Raw genomic sequence first — 20,533 nt, forward strand, 5'->3', positions numbered from 1 at the left:
ATGGAAAAGACAAAAGTAGCAGTCGTTGGCGCGTGTGTGACGCGGGATTGTTTCAATCGGAGTTTTGTGCCTTTTTATCGGGAAAACTTTGAGTGTGTTGCAACTGTTTGGCAGTCTTCATTTATTTCGCTTGTCGCGCCCCCCACGAAAGTAGCGGATGATGAGTTGGTCGGTCGTCTCAATGAGAAGCAACTGGCATATTTGAAAGAGGACATTGAAAAGGCGCATATCAGGAAGCTGGTATCACTAAAGCCAGATTACATTATTCTCGATCTTTATGCGGATACGCACTATGGCGTTTGTAATGTCAATGAGTCTATTGTCACTTGCAATCCTAACAGTCTAATGAAAACTGAGTTCTACAAAAAGAACAAAGAGCGACTTACCGCCGTCAGTTTGCTGAATTCACCTGAACAGTTACCCCAAGTCCTCCAAGCTTTCTTTGATTTTATTGATTTGATGAAGCGACTGCTGCCAGATTCGCGGGTTGTTTTACACCTGTTCGAGTTTACAGATGCATTTATCAATAAAAAAGGGGAGCATGTAAAGTTTGAGGGCCCCAAATACAGTTATATTGAAAAAGCAAATAGTTTGCTAAATAAATTCTATGAGCAGATTTTGAGTGAAAGGGATGTCACGACCGTGGATATGCGCAACCGGTATTATCTAGGTGACGAAAGCTACCCGTTCGGCCTTGAGCCCTATCATTTCGAAAGGCAGTACCAGTTAGATTTTATCAGTAAGTTTTCGCTCCTGTGTCACAGGGATCAGCTCAGCAGTTGAAAGCTGTCAATGGTTTGACGCATTCAGGTTCGCGCCCCTTAACCGCTCTGTTTGAAAAATGATGGATTAAGCATGACTAGTGAAAGTGATTTTTTTGGTGAGTTTACGGCCGTAGGTAATAGGTTTGATGGCGCAACGCCTATTTTCCACGGTAAGAATTCTCTTAATTTTAAGGGTGTAGACTGCGTCATTAAAATTGGTGCAAATGTAACGTTTGAGAACGTACGCATCGAAATGCTGGGCGGTAGCGGCACACTCATCGTTGGTGATAACGTAAAACTAAACGGGTTGCTGCAGATTGCCCCACTCAGCAAAATTGAAATTGGTGAAAATACCATCTTTAATCGGCATTCTCACTTGAGTGCATGGGAAGGTGCTTCTATCCGTATTGGCCGTGGCTGCTTGATGTCCAATGTCGAAATTAGAACTTCGGACATGCACTCTATTGTAGACCTCATTAGTGGCGACCGGATCAATCCAGCCAAGAATACCGTGATTGAAGACCATGTCTGGCTTGGTGAAGGCGTTACGATTTATAAGGGCGTGACAATTGGTAGTGGCTCCGTTGTGGGTGGTCACTCGGTTGTATCTGGTCCAGTACCTAGCTATACATTAGTTTCTGGTGTGCCGGCCAAAGTTATCAAGAGCCGAATCAGTTGGCAGCGCGAACTGATGCCAGTTGCTACGCTTGGCGCAGTACAAGTTCCAACCACCCTTCCCACCAAAGAAGAAATGGCTCAAGCTATCAAGGCGGGTGAAACTAAAGAGCTCATTTTCGATATCGACATGTATATGAAGAATACGGGCACTAACTTTGAAGATCTCGAAGGATATGCTCAGTTCTACTACGCTCGGTCGCAATACCTGTCGGGAAGCTTTAAGGCAGCTCGACAGTGCCTGCAAGTTGTGATTTACAAGAATCCTCAGCATAAAGTCGCTATTCAGCTACTTGAGAAGATTCCTGCAGAGGCCTGAATCGCCTAGATGCTTGGCGGTAAGACCGCCAAGCATTTCAAATAGTAAGGTCGATGTCGTCCGTGAAGTGGCGGCGTATCAGTAGATAATATTAAGCACTAACGGATCTTTGAAAATGGGTGAAGCACTCGAAAAAGCGCCTCCTAGCACACTAGCCTATACAGCTTTCGCTTTTACCTCTACTGGAATCACAGTTACCATCCCGCTCGCTCAAAAGGTACCGAATTCTATATTGATTCTCGAGCACACAAAATCGGGACAAACATGGGATTTTGAGAGATTTAGAGCGGATTCGGCTGGTGAGGTTTGGGTTGCGCCTTTCAAGGTGCTTGAGCTCAGCGGCTCATACCAGTTTCGATATGTCAGCAAGGCTAATGGTATTAGTCGCGTATTGGGTAAAGAAATTGCTGCGCAAGTGAGCTCAAACGATGAGCGCTTTATCGGGAGCACATTCTTTCAGAGGGCGGGTGAGCTTTTTGATGCCGAGCTTTATATTCCGTACACCAGAAAGAGTGCCCGCCTTCGTGTGAGGAAGGCGTTTGAGCATGCAGGTTCTGTAAAACGACTTGAACATTTACATGTGAAGTCGGTAAAGGTCAAAAAAGACGAGTTCATCATATTGGGCTCCGCCTTTGTACCTGGGATACCATCGCTTGATCTCGAGCCATTCTTGTTACTCAAAAATGAAGCTGGAGAGGAAGTACTGCGAGTTCCAGGTGAACGTAAGCGCAGCATGGGTAATCAAAACAGATACGGATTTCCTGATTGTGACTACACAAATTCGGGCTTTCTATTCAATGTTTCAAAACACCTGTTTGATGGTGACGATCGGCTCAAAGCGCCAAGTCGTCTAAAGTTATCAGTTACCCTCGTAGGGGCTAATGGCGAATCTTACGAGCGGACTCCAAAGGCTACTCCGGCTTCTTTAGACTCGAAAGTGCGCACAATTGCGTCGCTCGGCACTATAGGGAATCGTAATATCGTATCAGTCATCTCTGCAGTCAATAGCGATGAACTGTTCTTTACGCACCGGGTAGAGGAAGAGATTTTATCGATTTTTAACAAGTTCAAACGCGCGCTCGTATATAAAGCTTTCAATTTCATGCGGCGGCCGCAGTCTAATACTTGGCTGCTCTACGAGTTTGAGGCTTCAGCCGCTCAAGATAACGGATTGGCGTTGTTTGAGGAACTCAAGCGGAGCAGGGCAGATCTAGATGTTAAGTATATTATTGATCGCAGAAGCCCAGATGCGATTAAGTTAAAGAAATATGGTAGGCATGTGATAGGGAAGTATACCTTACGGCATTACTGGTCGTTGCTTACCGCTCGTGTGTATGTGTCATCTCAGTCTCGTTATCACGGTTATCGTCTCGCGCCACCGAAGGCGGATCCAATTGGCCAAGTAATGGCTAAAAAGCCTTTTGTTTTTCTTCAGCATGGTGTTATTGCACTAAAGAAAATCTCATTTCACAGAAGTAATCCGCGTGTCGCATCTGATTTGTTTTTCTCGTCGACTACGTTAGAGCAGGACATTATCTGCCGGGAATTCGGCTATCAACCACATGAGGTACCGGTTGTCGGTCTTCCTCGGTTTGACAGGTTGGTAGATAAGTCGAATACTACAAATGAAATACTTGTCATGCCTACTTGGCGGAAATGGCTACAACGATCAAATCAACACAGCTTTATGTCGAGCGACTTTTTTAGAAACTACATGACATTTTTGAAAAGCTCTGATTTATCAAGCTTGTGCGAAAGGCAGGGTCTGGTAATTAAGTTTTATCTACACCCGATGATTGCGAAGCATATTGGATGCTTCACGGATCTCCCGCCTCATGTTGAAATTGTCTACAACGGGCAAGAGCCAATCAATGAATTGATGATGAAAGCGAAGATGCTAGTCACCGACTATTCATCCGTTGCTTGGGATTTCATGTACATGAAAAAGCCAGTCGCTTTCTTCCATTTTGACCTGCCAATGTATGATCAGGCTCATGGCTCTTATTTCGATTTGAAAGAGGGACTTGGCCGTTCGTCTGTAAAAAAACCGGCAGAGTTAGTAGCCCTTATTCAAAGCTGGGCCGCTGGGGAAAAATGGCCTGAGCCAACAGTCAATAAGTTTCTTCATACAGATCAAAACAATTGTAATCGAGCCATAGCTGCCATTGAGGAGCTTTTGAATAAAAGCGATATCACATCACCTTAGTCTGCGCTTATGATTGATTACTCACCTCAAAGAAATATTCCTAATGCGCCCACAGAGTTGGGCGCTTTCGGATATTGCATGGGCTTTATTTAAGTTCATATATTGCACGTTGACGGCCTGTTTCTTTCCTTCCTGTGGTGACGCCTACAAACAATACTGGCGTCCCTTTTTCGCCAACTCGACTATAGCAAAGTCCTTCAGGTTCATATGATTGTCTAGGTAATAGGCTGTTCTTGCCTGGGTTAATGTCAGGAATCATTCCTTGCGCTGTGCCTTCAATAGTATAAACAAACACAGGTTTAGATTCGTTCGCCTTTGAAGTTCCATACGAGATGGCGACGATGTCTTGATTGGATGCAATACCCTGTACGGGGAATCGACGTTGGGTAGGTATTGACCACTCATATTCGAAAGAGTTCGAAAGATCTCTGCTATCGTTCCTCAGAACTTTCTGAAGCTCGAATATTCGTATGGTATTGGACCCACCATACTCTTTTGTTTTTCTACTGGTTGCGATAAGCCACTTCTGGTCATAGCTTATAGCGACTGTTATTGAAAACCGCATATAGGAATCGTCAAATAATTTGTAGTGTTGGATGTCTAAACGCCCATCGAAGTTATACTTAAATCTTACGGCTTCCCAGCTTCTGCCAGGTGCTGCGGCCCAGAGGTGCGGCCCATCACTGACATTTTCCAAGCTAAGGCCCTGATGGCCTATTTCCCTAGTCGGTTGACGTATGGTTACGGGTAGCCCCCTCCCGTTTGGGGTAAGGTCATATTCCATAATGGTCGTCTGAGAAGGTCTCTCATGGGTTACAAATTGTGCGTAAAGCCTACCTCCGTGATCGTCAATAGCAAATGATTGAAGCGCTAAATCCTGTGCATCATAGTCAGAAGGCAACAGCAATGTGAAATATGGCTGGTCAGCGCCTCGATTCTTAGCTCCAAGGGTTAAGGCATTGGCATAAGTGGCGATGAACGTCACAAGCAGCCCACCTGTAAAGGTGCGTCTCGTTACCATTTCTAGTCTCCGGATATTGATTCGCAGACTTCCCAAATTGGTAATTCAGGATAGCGCTCTTCAAAGAATGATTTTGACAGTTCTTTGTACTTACTGTTTTTTGCACTGTCGCCGCCGTCATTGATGCAAATAAATTTATACTTCAATGAGTTGTAATTAAGTAATTTGGCGGCAGTGTGAGGCTTAGCGGTAAAGTTTGCGACCTTGGCTGTTGACGCCCGACCAGTCGCTCTGATGTAGTGCTGGAAGAAAAAAGAAGCTACATTGATGTCGGTGGCTGATCTGGTGCGTGAGTTACGAGTTCTATTAAATTCATGAATGAAGCGTACCTCCATCTCTTCTAGAATCGATTTCTTTAGTGCGTATGGAACATGCTTATGTTGAAGTCGTGGGCGATGCTTAAAAGATTCATATATTAGTTCGCTTGAGTTCATGGATGCGCGTAGATAGTCAGGGGTTTCAGTGTGAGGGGACCCTGACAGTGCGGGAGTACACTCCTCGAAATACAAAATGGGGCGATTGTACTCGTCAAAAAAATCGTTCGGTCGACATGGTAAAGAGATTAAGAAGTCGTCATTGAAATAAACAAAGTTTTCTGAAAGTCCGCGTATTCTATGGAGGCAAGATTCTATTGCGTGAGAGTTGAATGTCGGTAGAGTCGAGGCTGATGGAAAAATCTCATCATGCGTGACCCATTGAACCTTCCCATCGTTTTCCGACAGCCATAATGGGCGTTCGCAATTGCTAACAATGAATATTTTATTGAACCAAGGCGCATATTTGTTAATTGACCTTAGCGAATACCGGAGTTCTTCGTTGCTTGTGAAGCGGTCGAGGTCAAATTGCCTATCGGGATATGTTTCATTCCAAGCGGACTGCCATCCTTCATCAGTGCAGTCAACCCAAGTGATGACGGCATCTATTGGTTTGCGACAAAGATCGTTGATGTACTTAGACTGCAAGTTTGAATATTCTTCAAGTTTTAATTTCTTAACCCAGGCGTGGTTAGAGCGAAGTGCTGAGTAGCCGTCTTCTGTATGATCGCTTAGGTAAATTCTTAAAACAGTGTCTAATTCATGTTCAGGATCAGAAAACTCTATAATAAACTGTGATGCTTTGGAAAATTCTTTGGAGGCTGCATTGGATAAAGGTAGCGCATTTTCGTCCGCGTATATAACCGCGCTCCGTTCGTGGTCATATAGTAATGTTGTAAGCCCGAAGGAGCCTCTGATTAAATCAATCAGTTCTAACGTGTCTTTGAGATGACAGCCATTGACGAGGAGGCTTCGTGGATCAGTACCGTCACTGACACCATGTGGGCATTTCAGTTTACTGATGACGAAACTCGGTATACCGAATTGCTTAACCATATTTAGATCCGCCGCGGAGAGCTTTTTCGCTGCGGACTGGGTGCTGCGTTGACGAATCACATGCACCTTCGTTTTATTAACCCGTTTTCGAAAGAAATCTAAAAAAAATCGATTCGGATCACTAACCAATTTTTCAAGCTTTGGGGAAATCAGTTTTTTTTTCATTTAAATAAAAACTTAAGCCGCTTCCGAAAAGTGTCATATCTGTCTACGTGGCCAGGCTTGTTCTCAAAATAAATCGAATAGTCTTGTACTCTCCTTTCGGTACTTGAACATAGATTTATAAACTCCGTCATCAGTGTTGGATCGACCGGTCGCTCGCCGTCAACGAAGGCTTTATGTTTCTCGCAAAAATAAAGATAATTTTTTTGGCGGAGTGAATAATATAAAGTACTTTCGTTAGGTTTTTGATGAAATATGTGAAGGAAGAAATCTTTTTCTAATAATGGTGTTAGACAAAAGCGCCCGATCTCCCGTCTAAATCCTTGTGCAAAAAGGGGAGCTCTCATCGTCGCGTTCTCAAAAAAGTCTAGAGCAGGGCTGATTTTTGAACGTAATACAGCAAGTCTGAGAAGGAAGTCAAAATCTTCGTATCCGTGACCTGCAAAGGTAACATCGAACCCGTTCAGAATTTTATAATCATCACTTCGTAGTATTACGATAGACGAGGGATTCGCCAAGTGCAAAAATTCTTTCCGAGAGAAAGAAAAGTACTGTTCTTTTAATAGGTTAGTGGACTTGTCTCGGGAAACCAAGGACCTGCTACCGGCCTCGGATAGATAGAGGCAAGGAATTATTGTGAATGATTCTTCATTTTTGATGATTTTGGCAAGATATTTGGATAGTATATTTAGATCAAGCCATAGATCTACATCCAATAACACCAAGTGCTCTGTTTGAACAGCTTCGAACGCGATATTTCTTAGAAGCCCTGAGTTAACAGTGCCTTCGTAAAAGTGCCCTGATATTAGCGATACATTATTTATATCGCGGAGGGATTGTTTTAGTTGAGCATCCGCTGCTGTTTTACGATCGTTATGGGCAAATACGATCTTGAGTGATGAACCGTGACAAAGTTCAACCATCAGTCTAACTTTGGCTAGTATGTCCTTCGCTCGGAATTCCAGGTCTAAAGGAACGATAGCTGTAAGATGCTCTAGATGATCCAATCTGCAAGGTTCAATATTTTGAGCTTCTGTGATTCGCAGCATTATCTTATCCGTAAGTTTTCAAAATCGCTAATGCAGTCTCTTGTTTCTTGGGCTGATTGTCTATCTACTATAAAGGCCAAATCAAGAGGTTTAGCTAGCATAAATGAAGATGGCAAATGCTGGGTGGGGTTCAGCGACAAACGACTAATGCGCTTAAGTGAATTCATTTGTTATTCGCCTATTTTAATTCCTAGCTTTTGAAGAATGCGTTTAGTCCAATGGGGCTCTATAATGGGTGCGGGTTCTTCAATGGATGCGACTTCTTCAATTGTACTATTCCAGTAGGGGGACTTGGATACAAATGAAGCATCTGGCTTGTAAGGAGGGGCGACATGATTGAGGTGAGGACGTTCCCACGCGATATTCTTTCGAACCACTCTAATGGGAGCCCCCGCAGCTACACAGTTGTTCGGTATTTTACCCTTTACTATACTGCCAAAACCGATAACACTACCCTGTCCAACATTCGCGCCGCTCAATATTGTTACTCTTCCCCCGATCCAGGTATGAGCTCCGATGTTGACCGACTTAGGCATGTTTATCCGTTTCTCTGACTTAACATCAAAAATTGGATGGCCGTCATCTGCGCGTATTTGGATGTCGGAAGCAAGCATGCAATCCTCACCTATAGTTACCGATATTCCTTCGGCGGCGGTAATCAGGCAATCATTTGTGCAGGTAACTTTATCGTTTATGGTTACGGTGCAGTCTTCTCCTAATCGTATAAAGCCCTTGAATCGATTTTGCCCTATATGGCATGTGCCGTTATTGCATTCGAAGTAAATCCCTCCTTTGATTTTACTTCCTTTTTTAACTACGAGTTTATTGTTCTTCCCATAGAATACAACTCTAGCGGTTTTGATCTCTTCGTCGCAAAAGATTTCATTGTTGTGTTCATCTTTGTATGGTCTTATGGTATTAACGATAATCATGTGTTAGCGGTGTGCTCAGTCAATGGTGTCTAGTTATGGAAGCGAGCATCAATTATTGCACACTGCGTCCGCGACATGCTACTAAGTGTGGAGGTGGAAGAGAGTGGCACGCCTAATCGGGCGTCATTTGTTCAACGCGCCGGCTGCCCTTACTAATTGTTCGTGGCTCGCAAGCGATTTAGTCGCATACGCCTAGCTTGTCCGCGGGCGAGAGATATTTGACACCGCCAAGCTATTCTCAGCCTGCGCCGCAGGCCAGCAGTCATGAGGCCTTGCTTCTGTAGGTGCTTACGAAATTGGGCCTTGGTTCGGCCAAAAATTGGGATGGAAAGCAGTGGCTTTGCCCGATCCTGCTTTGCAGGGCTTGCTGAAAGCTTTAGTATTGTTTCTTTGCTAATACGCCCATGAGGTGGAAATGAATCATCTCCTAATCGCCAAGGAAGCGCTTGTTGCCCAAGCCCAAGCGATAAACCAGCTAGCGCACCGTCTGGATGGTGAGTTTCAAAGTGCAGTTCAAGTAATCTTGGGCTGTAAAGGTCGCACGGTTGTCTGCGGTATGGGCAAGTCAGGTTTGATTGGGCAAAAGATGGTAGCCACTTTTGCCTCAACCGGAACACCAAGTTTTTTTCTCCATCCGGCAGAGGCGTTTCACGGTGATTTGGGGATGCTCAAGTCAATCGATGTTTTGATCTTGATAAGCTATAGCGGTGAGACTGAGGAGTTAATAAAGCTACTGCCAAGTCTTCGCTCGTTTGGCAATACCATCATTGCGATGACAGGCAATGGTCGGTCGACGCTTGCCAAGAACGCTGATATTTGGCTTGATATTTCAGTTGAGCGGGAGGTTTGCCCAAATAACCTGGCGCCTACTACATCTACGCTCGCGACCATGGCAATGGGTGATGCGTTAGCAGTTGCGCTTATTGATGCGCTTCAGTTTAAGCCCATGGATTTTGCGCGATTTCATCCTGGTGGAAGCTTGGGTCGAAAATTACTGACACGCGTATGTGATGTTATGCATTCTCCTGCGCCGATAGTGGCACCTGATACAAGTTTTCATGACTGTCTGTCGATGATGACCCAAAGTCGGCTAGGTTTAACATTGGTTACAGATAATAATGGTGAGCTTGTAGGTATTGTAACGGACGGGGACTTGAGAAGGGCGTTGCTTGAAAGTCCCGATGTGGTCAGGGAAAGTGTTCAGTATTTTATGACACCTAATCCTCATACAATTCTCGATTCTGCGCAGTTGTCAGAGGCTGAAAGCTACATGCGAGAAAATAAAGTTCGCGCGTTGGCGGTTCTAGGGGCCGGAAGTGGTGAAGTATTGGGTATAGTTGAAATTTTCGATTAACTTTCCACTCGGAAAGCAGGAAAGGCCATTCATTCTGGCCTTTCCCTTGTGATCATTTAGTAAGCTTTGCCAGCTTTGTAATAATTTTGGAAGCAAAAGTTTGTTGCGTCAATGTAACCTTCAGCGCCGCCGCAGTCAAAACGCTGGCCTTTGAATTTGTACGCTATGACACAACCGCTTTGCGCTTGCTGCATCAGGGCGTCAGTGATCTGGATCTCACCACCTTTACCAGGCGGAGTGTTCAAGATGATGTCGAAAATGTCGGGCGTCAGAATGTAGCGACCGATGATAGCTAAGTTCGAGGGCGCGTCTTCAGGCGCAGGCTTCTCGACCATATTTGTCACTCGGAAGATATCTTCACGGATCATGTCGCCGGCAATCACACCGTACTTATTGGTTTCTTGAGGGTCGACTTCCTGGATAGCGATGATTGAGCAGCGGAACTGTTTGTATAGTTTTACCATCTGAGTCAGTACGCCGTCTCCGTTCGGGTTAACGCAGAGGTCATCCGCTAGGACTACGGCAAACGGTTCTTCGCCGATTAAAGGGCGGCCGGTGAGAATCGCGTGGCCCAAGCCCTTCATTTCGGTCTGACGGGTATATGAGAAAGAGCACTCATCCAGCAGGCGACGGATGCCGACTAGGTATTTTTCCTTGTCAGTGCCCTTGATCTGGTTCTCCAGCTCGTAGCTAATGTCGAAATGATCTTCCAGAGAACGCTTTCCTCGGCCCGTGACGATGGAAATCTCGCTCAGGCCGGCATCCAGTGCCTCCTCAACGCCGTACTGAATCAGTGGTTTGTTGACCACCGGCAGCATTTCCTTCGGCATGGCTTTGGTAGCGGGCAGGAAGCGGGTGCCGTATCCGGCGGCTGGGAAAAGGCATTTCTTGATCATAATTTCCAGTCTTTAGCTGCTTCGAGGTGTGGGTAGGAAAAACCGTGAGGTAAGCTCACGGTTATGTCCGAAATTACTCAGTGTTGTAACGCAATAACGATCAGCCTTTTGGGTTGGCGGAGTTATTGGTCGCTTATTTATAGTCCGGTGGTTCTGCCTATTATCATTGTTTGTACAATAGGAGAGATGATTTTTTGCCATTCGTAAACTGCGGCATTAGTCACGTAAATGGTGTCATCCGGTTTGATGGCAATCTGTCGTGCGTAAAAGATTGCTGCTGGATCTCTCATATTCAAACGCAATACAGTCGGCTTTGTATTCTCGCCGGTAGGCATGCGGAAGACAAAAACACCCTCAGGGTTGGCGTTTTGTTCACGCAGACCGCCTACAGACCCCAAGGCATCTAGTAAGGTTGTGTTCTTACTTGGGAGATCTTTCAAGCCAGGTTCACCTACAGCCCCCATAGCTACAAACCGTTGGCGTGCTCGGTCTAGAACTACTTCAGAGTTAGGGCGCAGAATCATGTTATTGCCAGCAAGCACGTCCTCATAGTTGAATTGCTGTACTTGAGTACCGTTGCGCACTGTGACATTAACTAAATGAGATTCCAGTACAGGCCCGCCTGCTTGGTTGACTGCATCCAGCAGAGTCAACGGCCCTTGCAAAGTGCTGAAACGACCGGGGGTTTTCACTGCTCCTGCTACTAGTACTGAGCCGGAGAGGTCGCCGACCAATTCAACATGAGTTTGAACGTCCGTGGTAATTCCTTTCAGCTGACGTCGGATCATGTTCTCTACTTGATTGAGAGTCATGCCTGCCACGAACTGTCTGCCGACGTAGGGTAGTGACAGCATTCCTTGAGAGTCGATACGAGTTTTAAGCTGAGTGCCGCCGGTGGCCAGCGGAGCAAAAAGTGCAGACCCTTCCGGAGCCGTATCGGCAATGAGTACGTTGAGTGTATCACCGGACATCAATCTGACTTCTGGTGAAACTGGTGTAGTCACGGAGCTCACAGCCGGACGTGGCGCCCCCTGCATGTAAGGTGCGATCGAGGTCGCGTTAATGTCTACGAGAATGTACTGCTCTGATTTTTTCTCGATTGCGCCTTTGTAAGGTCCAGCACCTGAGAGGGTTCCACCGCAACCAGCCAAGCCAAGTGTCGCAAGCGCCACCGCTGCTAGCTTCAGATTAAAATTACGAGATAAAGCCAGGGATTTAATCACGATGATCCTCGATCGACGCCAGAATGAAGCGGGTGATGCCGTAAAGCATCAACAGGCCAAGCAAAATAGTTGCCAGGTTGTACCAGCGCTCTGGGTAGAGGGCGAGCTGCGGGGTGTTGGGGCTGACTACAGTGACCAGGGTACGAATTTTTTTGCTCGCTTCGATGCGGGCATTATCAAGCGCTGCTACAGATGCTTTGTAAGTTTCCTCAGCAATCCCGGCGTCGAGGGTCAGTTGTTGGAAGCGTGAAGCAACAACGTTAAGTTGAGAGCCTTTTGGCGAAGAAACGAGCAATCGCTTTTCTTTAGCTAATTGTTGAGTAATGGCTTCGACTTTTTGCTTCTGTTGACGTATTTGGGGAGCATCACTACGCAACTTGAACGACATTTCCGTCAGGCTGGCTTGCTCCTTTGTATACTGGCTCTCTAAGTCGGCAATAATAGTTGCCCGGCTCTGCGCAGTATTCGCGCCGTCCAGAACTTTGTTGATGTTCTGGAAGTCCATAAGTTCAGTTTTACGCTTGGCATAATTGATTCGAGCGCTTTCCAATTCGCTTTGAGCGAATTTCATTTGTTCGCGGGCTATGTTGTGGCTCACTTCGTTAACGAAATGTTCGCTAGCTTGAAGGATTATGCGCAGCATCTGCTCGGACAGTTCTGGCGTAAATGCCTGAACTTCAACGCGCAGAAGGCCAGTGGTTTCATCATAATGTGCAGAGACCATGCGCTGGTAATACTTAAGCAAATTCTCACGCGGAGCATTCTCGTCCAGCCAGAAAAACACATCGCTGCGCTGGGCTGAAAACTGCTCGATCCAATGTGCTTTTTCTTCAAGAAGCAGCATCATGTCCATAGAGGTGATGAATTCACGGAGATAAAGAGTCTCCTCTCTAGAGGCAGGGTTGGCACCTGTCAACAGAGTAGCCAGACCTGGTACCTGAGCGCCTGGGGTGCCGCCATCTTGACGTACTACAACCTGTGCGGAGCTTACATAGCGATCAACAGCAAACACCCCGTAGTACACGGCTGCCAATATCATTGGCAAAATCACCATGGCGATCGTAAGGCGCCATTCCTTCTTTTTACCCGTACTGCTCATAGTTGGATGCATCCTTCAAGTGGAACGGTGCTGCTTAATTGGAAAAGAGTTTAATCAACTATTGTAAGCTTCAATGCCTTTGGCAACATCGTCGTATACCTGGATGCCGCCGTTGCGCACAAGAAGGACTACATCACAAAGTTTTTCAATCTCAGGCATTGAGTGAGAAACTAATACGACATTCGATCTCTGGAGTTTATCTTTAAAAACTTCTGCGCATTTGCGTTTGAACTGCGCATCACCTACAGACATGACTTCGTCAATCAAGTAGTAATCGAAGTCGAAAGCCATGCTCAACCCAAATGCAACCCTCGAGCGCATGCCAGATGAGTATGTTTTGATCGGCTCGTCAATCCAGTCGCCTATTTCCGCGAATTCTTGGACATAGCGTACTTTTTCGCGCATCGCTTCGCCGGTGGCTCCGTAAATTCGACATACGAACTTGATGTTGTCGCGCCCCGTCATGCTGCCTTGGAAGCCGCCCGTCAAACCAACAGGCCATGAAATGCTTCGGTCGGTGGCAATCGTGCCGGAGTCCGGAACATCGGCACCACCCAGCAACCGCATGAGAGTGGATTTGCCTGCCCCATTTCGGCCTATGAGACCAATGTTCTTTCCGGGCGGTATAGCCAGCGATAGGTTGCGAAAGACATACCGGCGCCCTTTAGGGGTGAGGTAAGACTTAGTGACGTTTCTGAGTTCGAACACGTTTGGCCTGTACTTAACCGTTCTTGGTGGAAATCAGATGCATCCTGCGGGCGCGGTACGCACCAAGGGACAGGAACAGCAATACCAGGGTGAAGGTAAACACATAGGTCACGGAGACGCCGTCGACCGGGGTGTAGTGTGGCAGCACTTCTGCACGGATTAGCTCAAGGATGTGCAGGAAAGGGTTCAGCAGTAACACCGGCATCATAGTCTGTGGCAGGTACGATGCAGGGATCAGTACGCCGGAGATAAAGTACAGGGGGAAGAACGCCATGCGAATGACGATCTTAAGGCTGGGCAAGGCGTGGGTGACCAAAGCGAGGAACATCCCCAAGCCGAAGGCGAACAGCAAACCCAAAAGCAATGTAAAGACCCACTCCAATGGACTATGGATTGACATGTCGAATCCAAACCAGGCAAAGCCAAAAACCAGGAGAGCGTAAACTGTGGCCGCAATGCAGGTCTCGACAATGACCCGTGCAACATAGGTATCCAGTGGTTTGATCTGTTTGTAGCCAAACAGTGATCGGTTCTCTCGAAGGCTGTCCATGAGCCGCAGGGCAGTATTTCGGTAGAGTAGGAAGGGCGCCATGCCGACTAAAATGAACACCGGGTATTCGACACCAGATACGGTGCGGCCTCGTAGCATTGCAAAGAGCAAGGAAAAAAGAAGGAGGTGAACCAGGGGTTCTAACAGCATCCACACGGCCCCGAGACGGCTGTCGCCGACGCGTGCGCGCGCTTCACGTAAAACGAGTGCGAAAATAACTGATTTCTGGATTTGTAGACAGGAACGAGGCTTCAAGATGGCGACCGCAAAGCAAAGCAGCGCGCCTAGGCACGCCGGAATTCATCTTCACGAAAGGCCCGATTCCCGTGGCGGGTAGGCTGGGGATATCCCGGATACTTCCATGTTCTAAGGTGCGCGAGGTTAATTCGATGAGACGCAAGCGTCAAGAAAATTGAGCGAAATTGCAATCATTCGCCGGCTCCGTGCACTCCATCTGCCACGATGTCGCTTCAGTCAGCTCTCAACCCATCGGACGAGTTTGCTGCAAGATCCGTATGTCAGCAGAGTTGCAAAAAACCGGTTTGTGTCATGTGGGAGGATTGCTGGCGGGGTGATGTCAATATGATATCAACCCCCCTTATCTGTCTGACTGTAATTTACCCATCTTGGTTATAGAATTCAGTTGCTTACGAGTAGGTTGTCTAGGGCTTGCCTGATTGGTTTGCGTGCATCAAATCAGTCAGGCTTGATTGGGGCGTGAGACCTACCGGATCGGTACCGATAGGCGCATAAGGATTTTTAGGGATGGGTGCCAAGCTTACAATTTATCCCGTCAGCCATTCCCCTAGCGAGCACAGTGCCTATAATGCCCGCCGAAATTGGCAGCAGCTGGCTGTTGTTCATGGACAGATTATGCATCAAGGAAATCATTCGCAATGCCGTACTACCGTAACCCCCGTGATGTGACGGCCCTCCCTGCCTGGCAGGCGCTTCAGCACCACCGTGAGGCCATGCAGAACTTCAGCATGCGCGAAGCCTTCGCCGCTGATGCCAAGCGCTTTGATCAATTCTCCCTGAGCAGTTGCGGCCTGTTCCTCGACTACTCGAAAAACCTGATCACCGAGCAAAGCCGCGACCTGCTGGTGAACCTGGCCAACGAAGTCGGCCTGCAGGATGCGATCAAGTCGATGTTCAGCGGCGAGATCATCAACGCCTCCGAAGGCCGTCCGGTGCTGCACACCGCCCTGCGCCGCCCGGTGGGCGACAAGCTCAGCGTCAACGGCGTCAACGTGATGCCAGAAGTGCACAAGGTGCTCAACCAGATCACCGAACTGGTCGGACGCATTCATAACGGTCTGTGGCGCGGTTACAGCGAAAAGCCGATCACCGACGTGGTCAACATCGGCATCGGCGGCTCGTTCCTCGGCCCTGAACTGGTCTCCGAAGCGCTGCTGCCCTACGCACAACGCGGCGTACGCTGCCATTACTTGGCTAACATCGACGGCAGTGAGTTCCACGAACTGTCGGCCAACCTGCGCGCCGAAACCACCCTGTTCATTGTCTCGTCGAAGTCGTTCAACACGTTAGAGACGTTGAAGAACGCCATGGCTGCGCGCACCTGGTACTTGGCCCATGGCGGGGCGGAATCCGAGTTGTACCGGCACTTCATTGCCGTCTCCAGCAATAAGGCTGCCGCCGTCGCCTTCGGTATCCGTGAAGAGAACATCTTCCCGATGTGGGACTGGGTCGGTGGGCGCTATTCGCTGTGGTCGGCCATCGGCCTGCCGATCGCCTTGGCCATCGGTACCGCCAACTTCAAGGAGCTGCTGTCGGGTGCCTACACCATGGACCAGCACTTCCAGACCGCGCCGTTCGATCAGAACATGCCGGTGCTGCTGGCCCTGCTGGGGGTCTGGTATGGCAACTTCTGGGGCGCCCGCAGCCATGCGATCCTGCCGTATGACCATTACCTGCGCAACATCACCAAGCATTTACAACAGCTGGACATGGAGTCCAATGGCAAGAGCGTCCTGCAGGATGGAACGCCGGTGAAGACCGAAACCGGCCCTGTGATTTGGGGCGGCGTTGGCTGCAACGGGCAACATGCTTATCACCAGCTGTTGCACCAGGGCACCCACCTTATCCCTGCTGACTTCATCGTACCGGTAGTGAGTTTCAACCCAGTGGTTGACCATCATCAATGGCTGTACGCCAACTGCCTTTCGCAGAGTCAGGCGTTGATGCTGGGCAAGACCCGCGATGAGGCAGAAAGCGAGCTGCGGGAAAAAGGCCTGAATGAAGCAGATATCGAGAAGCTGGCCCCGCATAAAGTGATCCCGGGTAACCGCCCAAGTAATACCTTGGTTGTCGAACGCATTAACCCGCGCCGTCTTGGTGCACTGGTTGCAATGTACGAGCATAAAGTCTTCGTGCAGAGCGTGATCTGGGGTGTGAATGCCTTCGATCAGTGGGGGGTCGAGCTGGGTAAGGAGCTGGGCAACGGCGTATACGGGCGTTTAGTCGGAAGTAACGATGACGCTGCTGAAGATGGCTCAACGCAAGGTCTGATCAATTACTTCCGTGGTCGCCACCGCGGCTGATTGTTTTTGCCGAGAAGTCATAAGCGAATCGCTCCTGCTCATTGCTGAGAAGCAATGGGCACGAGCGGTTTACGAATGTGGCCCCGCAAGTGCGCGCCCTATATCTACGCTAGTTAGGTGTCGATTCTCGTTTTAAGGAGCGAACCACTTTGCTTGCGTTTTTGTAGGACTTTTCACAGTCAGAAGTCCGAATTTAAGTATCACGCTGAGGTGTTTTTCGTGCAGGTTATAAAATATTTGGATTAAGGCTAGTCATCATGTGAAGTGTGGGGCCTGAGCGCTTTATATGGGTATACGGAGCTCCGCTATTTACTGTCCCATTTGGTAACGATTCATCGAGCCGCCTGTCTAGTTAGAACAATGGAATACCGCTAGGGTTGATTGCGCAGCCAAAGGAAAGCTGCTGCTAGATAAGACCAACCCAAGGAGTGATTCCTAATGCGCAATACCGTTCTGTCCTACCTGCTTCTGCCCCTGTTCGCCAGCCTGTCCTTCTCGGTCAGCGCCGCCCCCGCCAGCACCACCGCCATGCAGGAACCAGTACCAATCGTCACCCACATGGAAGCTCAGACCACCCGACTAGACCTGAACAAGGCCGATGCCCCAACCCTGCAAAAAGAACTGAACGGCATCGGCAAGGCCAAGGCTGAAGCGATCGTCGCCTACCGGGAAGCCAACGGCCCATTCGCGTCGGTGGATGAGCTGCTGGAGATCAAGGGAATCGGCAATGCGTTGCTGGAGCGTAATCGGGACAAGGTAATGGTGGAGTAATCAGCAGTCGGGCTGGGCAGGCGATGCTTGGCTCAGCCCATTTATGGACGTATGCATCAATTGGCCATGGAGAGGTGTAGATAAAGTCAGCGGGAACTCGAGCGGAGAGTGTGTTGGATTCTTCGCGGGCAAGCCCGCTCCCACAGGTTAGAGAAGGGGCGGACTAAGGCCTTTTCATTTGGCATGACAGCGACGTCGAATGGACGTTGCTGTCTTCTACAGGGAATGGGGCAGGGGATTTAGCGGTCCTGAGAGTCCTTTGCATCAGCCTCAGCATTGCGCTCATGCACCTTGCGCAGTTGCTCATCCGTCAACGGCAGTTTTTTCGCCGTATCTCGCAGCATCATCAAGCCGCCGACAATCGAGCCGAGGGCTATGATGAGTATCAGCCAGGCATACCAGGGCATTGTCGTTCTCCTTTGATGATCATGGGGCGGCGCTTGTATGAAATTTGAGCAATTGCCGGTTCCTTTGGTTCAATTATAGAAGTCAGGCCTTGCAGGGCCAATTCCATGACCCGCGGCCCCCAAAGCCTGCGTCACTTCGTTTACAATGCGCGCCGTTTTCGACTTGCCAAGAGACCCTGACCATGTCCGCCTGCCAGACGCCCCTGATCGTCGCCCTCGACTTCCCTACCCGTGAGGCCGCTCTGAAGCTGGCTGACCAGCTTGACCCTGCACTGTGCCGGGTAAAGGTTGGCAAGGAGCTGTTCACCAGCAGTGCCTCGGGCATCGTCGAGACCCTGTGTGCCAAGGGCTTCGAAGTATTCCTCGACCTCAAGTTCCACGACATCCCCAACACCACGGCCATGGCCGTCAAGGCAGCCGCCGAGATGGGCGTTTGGATGGTCAACGTGCATTGCTCCGGTGGCCTGCGCATGATGTCGGCCTGCCGGGAAGTGCTGGCCAAGCGCAGCGGCCCGCAGCCGTTGCTGATTGGCGTGACCGTGCTGACCAGCATGGAGCGTGAAGACCTGGCGGGTATCGGCCTGGATGTTGATCCGCAAGAACAAGTGCTGCGCCTGGCGGCCTTGGCCGAGAAGGCGGGCATGGACGGGCTGGTGTGCTCGGCGCTGGAGGCGACCGCACTGAAGGCTGCGCACCCTTCGCTGCAACTGGTGACCCCGGGTATTCGACCGGCGGGTAGCGCCCAGGATGACCAGCGCCGCATTTTGACCCCGCGCCAGGCGTTGGATGCTGGCTCGGATTACTTGGTGATCGGGCGGCCGATCAGCCAGGCGGCGGACCCGGCACAGGCTTTGGCTGCGGTTGTAGCTGAAATTCGCGGGTAAGGGGCTGGGTTGCGTTTGCGTCGGTAGGGGTTCGCCGTCGCAGTTTTGGTGCCTGTGAGATCGAGCGCCGCCCGCGCGGCGCATCGCGAGCAACGCTCGCTCCTACGTTTGTTTCGGGCCAGTTATTCCTGGGGCAAACGCGCGCGACCGCCTTGTTTGCACGACACGATATCGCGCCATGCGCCAAGGCGGTCGCGTGCGCCTGTCACAGGCGTTATTGGCCAAAAACAAACGTAGGAGCGAGCGTTGCTCGCGATGCGCCGCGCGGGCGGCGCTCGATTTACGCCCCGACACAACAATCGAGACAGGCACTGAAATCTAGGGCCTACGCAGTCAGACCTTCAACACCAACTTGCCAAAATTCTCGCCGCTGAACAGCTTGAGCAGCGTCTCTGGGAAGGTTTCCAACCCTTCCACCACATCTTCCTTACTCTTCACTTTGCCAGCGGCCAGCCAGCCGGCGATTTCCTGCGCGGCTTTGCCGTAATCCTTGGCATGGTCAAACACCACAAAGCCTTCCATGCGCGCTCGGTTCACCAGCAGGGACAGGTAGTTGGCTGGGCCTTTGACGGCTTCTTTGTTGTTGTACTGGCTGATGGCGCCGCAGATGACGATGCGGGCCTTGAGGTTGATGCGGGTGAGCACGGCATCGAGGATCTCGCCGCCGACGTTGTCGAAGTACACGTCTACCCCTTTCGGGCATTCGCGCTTGAGGCCGGCCAGCACGTCTTCGGCCTTGTAGTCGATGACGCCGTCGAAGCCGAGTTCGTCCTTGAGGTATTGGCATTTTTCGGCGCCGCCGGCGATGCCGACCACGTGGCAGCCTTTGAGCTTGGCGATCTGCCCGACGATGCTGCCGACTGCGCCGGCGGCGCCGGAGATGACCACGGTGTCACCGGCTTTGGGCTGGCCGACTTCGAGCAGGGCGAAGTAGGCGGTCATGCCGGTCATGCCCAGGGCCGAGAGGTAGCGGGGCAGGGGGGCGAGGCTGGGGTCGATCTTGTGCAGGCCTTGGGGCTCGCCGGTGAAGTAGTCCTGCACGCCGAGCGGGCCGCTGACGTGGTCACCGGGTTTGTAGTCGGGGTGGTTGGAGGCCACCACTTCGCCGACGCCGAGGGCGCGCATCACTTGGCCGAGGGCGACCGGGGGGATATAGGACTTGCCTTCGTTCATCCAGCCGCGCATGGCGGGGTCGAGGGACAGGTACAGGTTGCGCACCAGAATCTGGCCTTCGCCGGGCTGTTCGGCGGGTACTGCCTCGAAGCTGAAGTCGTCACGGCGCACGGCGCCGACCGGGCGTTTGGCGAGCAGGAAGCGGCGGTTGGTCTGGGTCATGGCGGGTCCTTGTGGGCAGTTGATCGGTGTAGGGGCAATTTACCTTGCTGATGCAGGTTGTAGCGCAAAATCACTGGTAGGCATGGTAGCTCAACCGTGGGTGTGATGATGCTGCGCTGGGGGGAAGGGCGTGACTATGCTCTGGGGCAGAGGCTGGGTGATGGTTGGTGGGTGTTTGGCGCGGCATTGGGTAATGGCCGGCAGGTGTTCGGCGGAAGATGTTTGGTGGCCGGGAGATCGAGCGCCG

General features: G+C 50.0%; 18 protein-coding genes. 7 read left to right on the forward strand and 11 right to left on the reverse strand.

Going from position 1 to position 20,533, the window contains the following annotated elements; translation table 11 throughout:
* The 3 genes from GIB19_RS26925 to GIB19_RS26935 all read left to right on the forward strand — a co-directional run bounded on the left by GIB19_RS26925 (position 1) and on the right by GIB19_RS26935 (position 3,964).
* The gene (locus GIB19_RS26925; protein WP_252827040.1) at positions 1-783 is read left to right on the forward strand and encodes a DUF6270 domain-containing protein; all 783 of its coding nucleotides are present in this window, start codon (positions 1-3) and stop codon (positions 781-783) included.
* Between the two features lie 72 nt (positions 784-855).
* Positions 856-1,758: an acyltransferase gene (locus tag GIB19_RS26930; protein ID WP_050580774.1), complete on the forward strand. Its 903-nt coding sequence runs from the start codon at positions 856-858 to the stop codon at positions 1,756-1,758.
* Between the two features lie 115 nt (positions 1,759-1,873).
* Positions 1,874-3,964, forward strand: coding sequence for a CDP-glycerol glycerophosphotransferase family protein (locus GIB19_RS26935; RefSeq protein ID WP_274888695.1), 2,091 nt, complete (start codon positions 1,874-1,876; stop codon positions 3,962-3,964).
* An 85-nt stretch (positions 3,965-4,049) separates the two neighbouring features.
* Here the strand turns inward: GIB19_RS26935 and GIB19_RS26940 are convergent, their stop codons facing one another.
* From GIB19_RS26940 to GIB19_RS26955, 4 genes are all read right to left on the reverse strand, one after another.
* Positions 4,050-4,949, reverse strand: coding sequence for a phage baseplate protein (locus tag GIB19_RS26940; RefSeq protein ID WP_274888696.1), 900 nt, complete (start codon positions 4,947-4,949; stop codon positions 4,050-4,052).
* 38 nt (positions 4,950-4,987) lie between these two features.
* Positions 4,988-6,520, reverse strand: coding sequence for a stealth conserved region 3 domain-containing protein (locus GIB19_RS26945; RefSeq protein ID WP_274888697.1), 1,533 nt, complete (start codon positions 6,518-6,520; stop codon positions 4,988-4,990).
* Positions 6,517-7,566 (reverse strand): galactosyltransferase-related protein, encoded by a 1,050-nt coding sequence (locus tag GIB19_RS26950; protein WP_274888700.1) that lies wholly within the window; start codon positions 7,564-7,566, stop codon positions 6,517-6,519. The genes GIB19_RS26945 and GIB19_RS26950 overlap by 4 nt, the downstream gene beginning before the upstream one ends.
* 170 nt (positions 7,567-7,736) lie before the next feature.
* Positions 7,737-8,498 carry an acyltransferase gene (locus tag GIB19_RS26955; RefSeq protein ID WP_274888701.1) on the reverse strand — a complete coding sequence of 254 codons (762 nt, stop codon included), beginning with the start codon at positions 8,496-8,498 and terminating at the stop codon, positions 7,737-7,739.
* Positions 8,499-8,913: 415 nt separating this feature from the next.
* Here GIB19_RS26955 and GIB19_RS26960 point away from each other — a divergent pair, with 415 nt between their 5' ends.
* Positions 8,914-9,852, forward strand: a complete 939-nt coding sequence (locus GIB19_RS26960) for a KpsF/GutQ family sugar-phosphate isomerase (RefSeq protein ID WP_274888702.1) — start codon at positions 8,914-8,916, stop codon at positions 9,850-9,852.
* Between the two features lie 56 nt (positions 9,853-9,908).
* Here the strand turns inward: GIB19_RS26960 and galU are convergent, their stop codons facing one another.
* The 5 genes from galU to GIB19_RS26985 all read right to left on the reverse strand — a co-directional run bounded on the left by galU (position 9,909) and on the right by GIB19_RS26985 (position 14,583).
* Positions 9,909-10,748, reverse strand: coding sequence for a UTP--glucose-1-phosphate uridylyltransferase GalU (galU, locus tag GIB19_RS26965; protein ID WP_274888703.1), 840 nt, complete (start codon positions 10,746-10,748; stop codon positions 9,909-9,911).
* 137 nt (positions 10,749-10,885) lie between these two features.
* The gene (locus GIB19_RS26970) at positions 10,886-11,971 is read right to left on the reverse strand and encodes a polysaccharide biosynthesis/export family protein (protein WP_027595991.1); all 1,086 of its coding nucleotides are present in this window, start codon (positions 11,969-11,971) and stop codon (positions 10,886-10,888) included.
* A complete protein-coding gene (locus GIB19_RS26975; protein ID WP_027595992.1) occupies positions 11,964-13,070 on the reverse strand; it encodes an ABC transporter permease in 1,107 nt (368 codons plus the stop codon). Before GIB19_RS26975 ends, GIB19_RS26970 begins: the two co-directional genes overlap by 8 nt.
* 54 nt (positions 13,071-13,124) lie before the next feature.
* Positions 13,125-13,778 carry an ABC transporter ATP-binding protein gene (locus GIB19_RS26980; protein WP_027595993.1) on the reverse strand — a complete coding sequence of 218 codons (654 nt, stop codon included), beginning with the start codon at positions 13,776-13,778 and terminating at the stop codon, positions 13,125-13,127.
* 13 nt (positions 13,779-13,791) lie between these two features.
* Entirely contained in the window at positions 13,792-14,583 is a 792-nt protein-coding gene (locus GIB19_RS26985; protein ID WP_081717535.1) for an ABC transporter permease, read from the reverse strand.
* A gap of 641 nt (positions 14,584-15,224) precedes the next feature.
* On the opposite strand from GIB19_RS26985, the gene pgi reads away from it, so the two are divergent.
* Together pgi and GIB19_RS26995 are read left to right on the forward strand one after the other, a co-directional pair.
* Positions 15,225-16,889, forward strand: a complete 1,665-nt coding sequence (gene pgi / locus GIB19_RS26990; RefSeq protein WP_274888704.1) for a glucose-6-phosphate isomerase — start codon at positions 15,225-15,227, stop codon at positions 16,887-16,889.
* Positions 16,890-17,327: 438 nt separating this feature from the next.
* A complete protein-coding gene (locus GIB19_RS26995) occupies positions 17,328-17,660 on the forward strand; it encodes a ComEA family DNA-binding protein (protein ID WP_085273731.1) in 333 nt (110 codons plus the stop codon).
* Positions 17,661-17,899: 239 nt separating this feature from the next.
* Here GIB19_RS26995 and GIB19_RS27000 read toward each other — a convergent pair whose 3' ends face one another.
* Positions 17,900-18,067: a DUF2897 family protein gene (locus GIB19_RS27000; RefSeq protein ID WP_236236133.1), complete on the reverse strand. Its 168-nt coding sequence runs from the start codon at positions 18,065-18,067 to the stop codon at positions 17,900-17,902.
* Positions 18,068-18,249: 182 nt separating this feature from the next.
* On the opposite strand from GIB19_RS27000, the gene pyrF reads away from it, so the two are divergent.
* Entirely contained in the window at positions 18,250-18,951 is a 702-nt protein-coding gene (gene pyrF / locus GIB19_RS27005) for an orotidine-5'-phosphate decarboxylase (RefSeq protein WP_027595997.1), read from the forward strand.
* Between the two features lie 333 nt (positions 18,952-19,284).
* Here the strand turns inward: pyrF and GIB19_RS27010 are convergent, their stop codons facing one another.
* Complete coding sequence (locus GIB19_RS27010; protein WP_099428572.1) at positions 19,285-20,286, reverse strand: NADP-dependent oxidoreductase; 1,002 nt, start codon at positions 20,284-20,286, stop codon at positions 19,285-19,287.
* Positions 20,287-20,533: the final 247 nt, after the last annotated feature.

The sequence above is a fragment of the Pseudomonas sp. ITEM 17296 genome, from assembly GCF_028895205.1.
Lineage (GTDB): Bacteria > Pseudomonadota > Gammaproteobacteria > Pseudomonadales > Pseudomonadaceae > Aquipseudomonas > Aquipseudomonas kermanshahensis.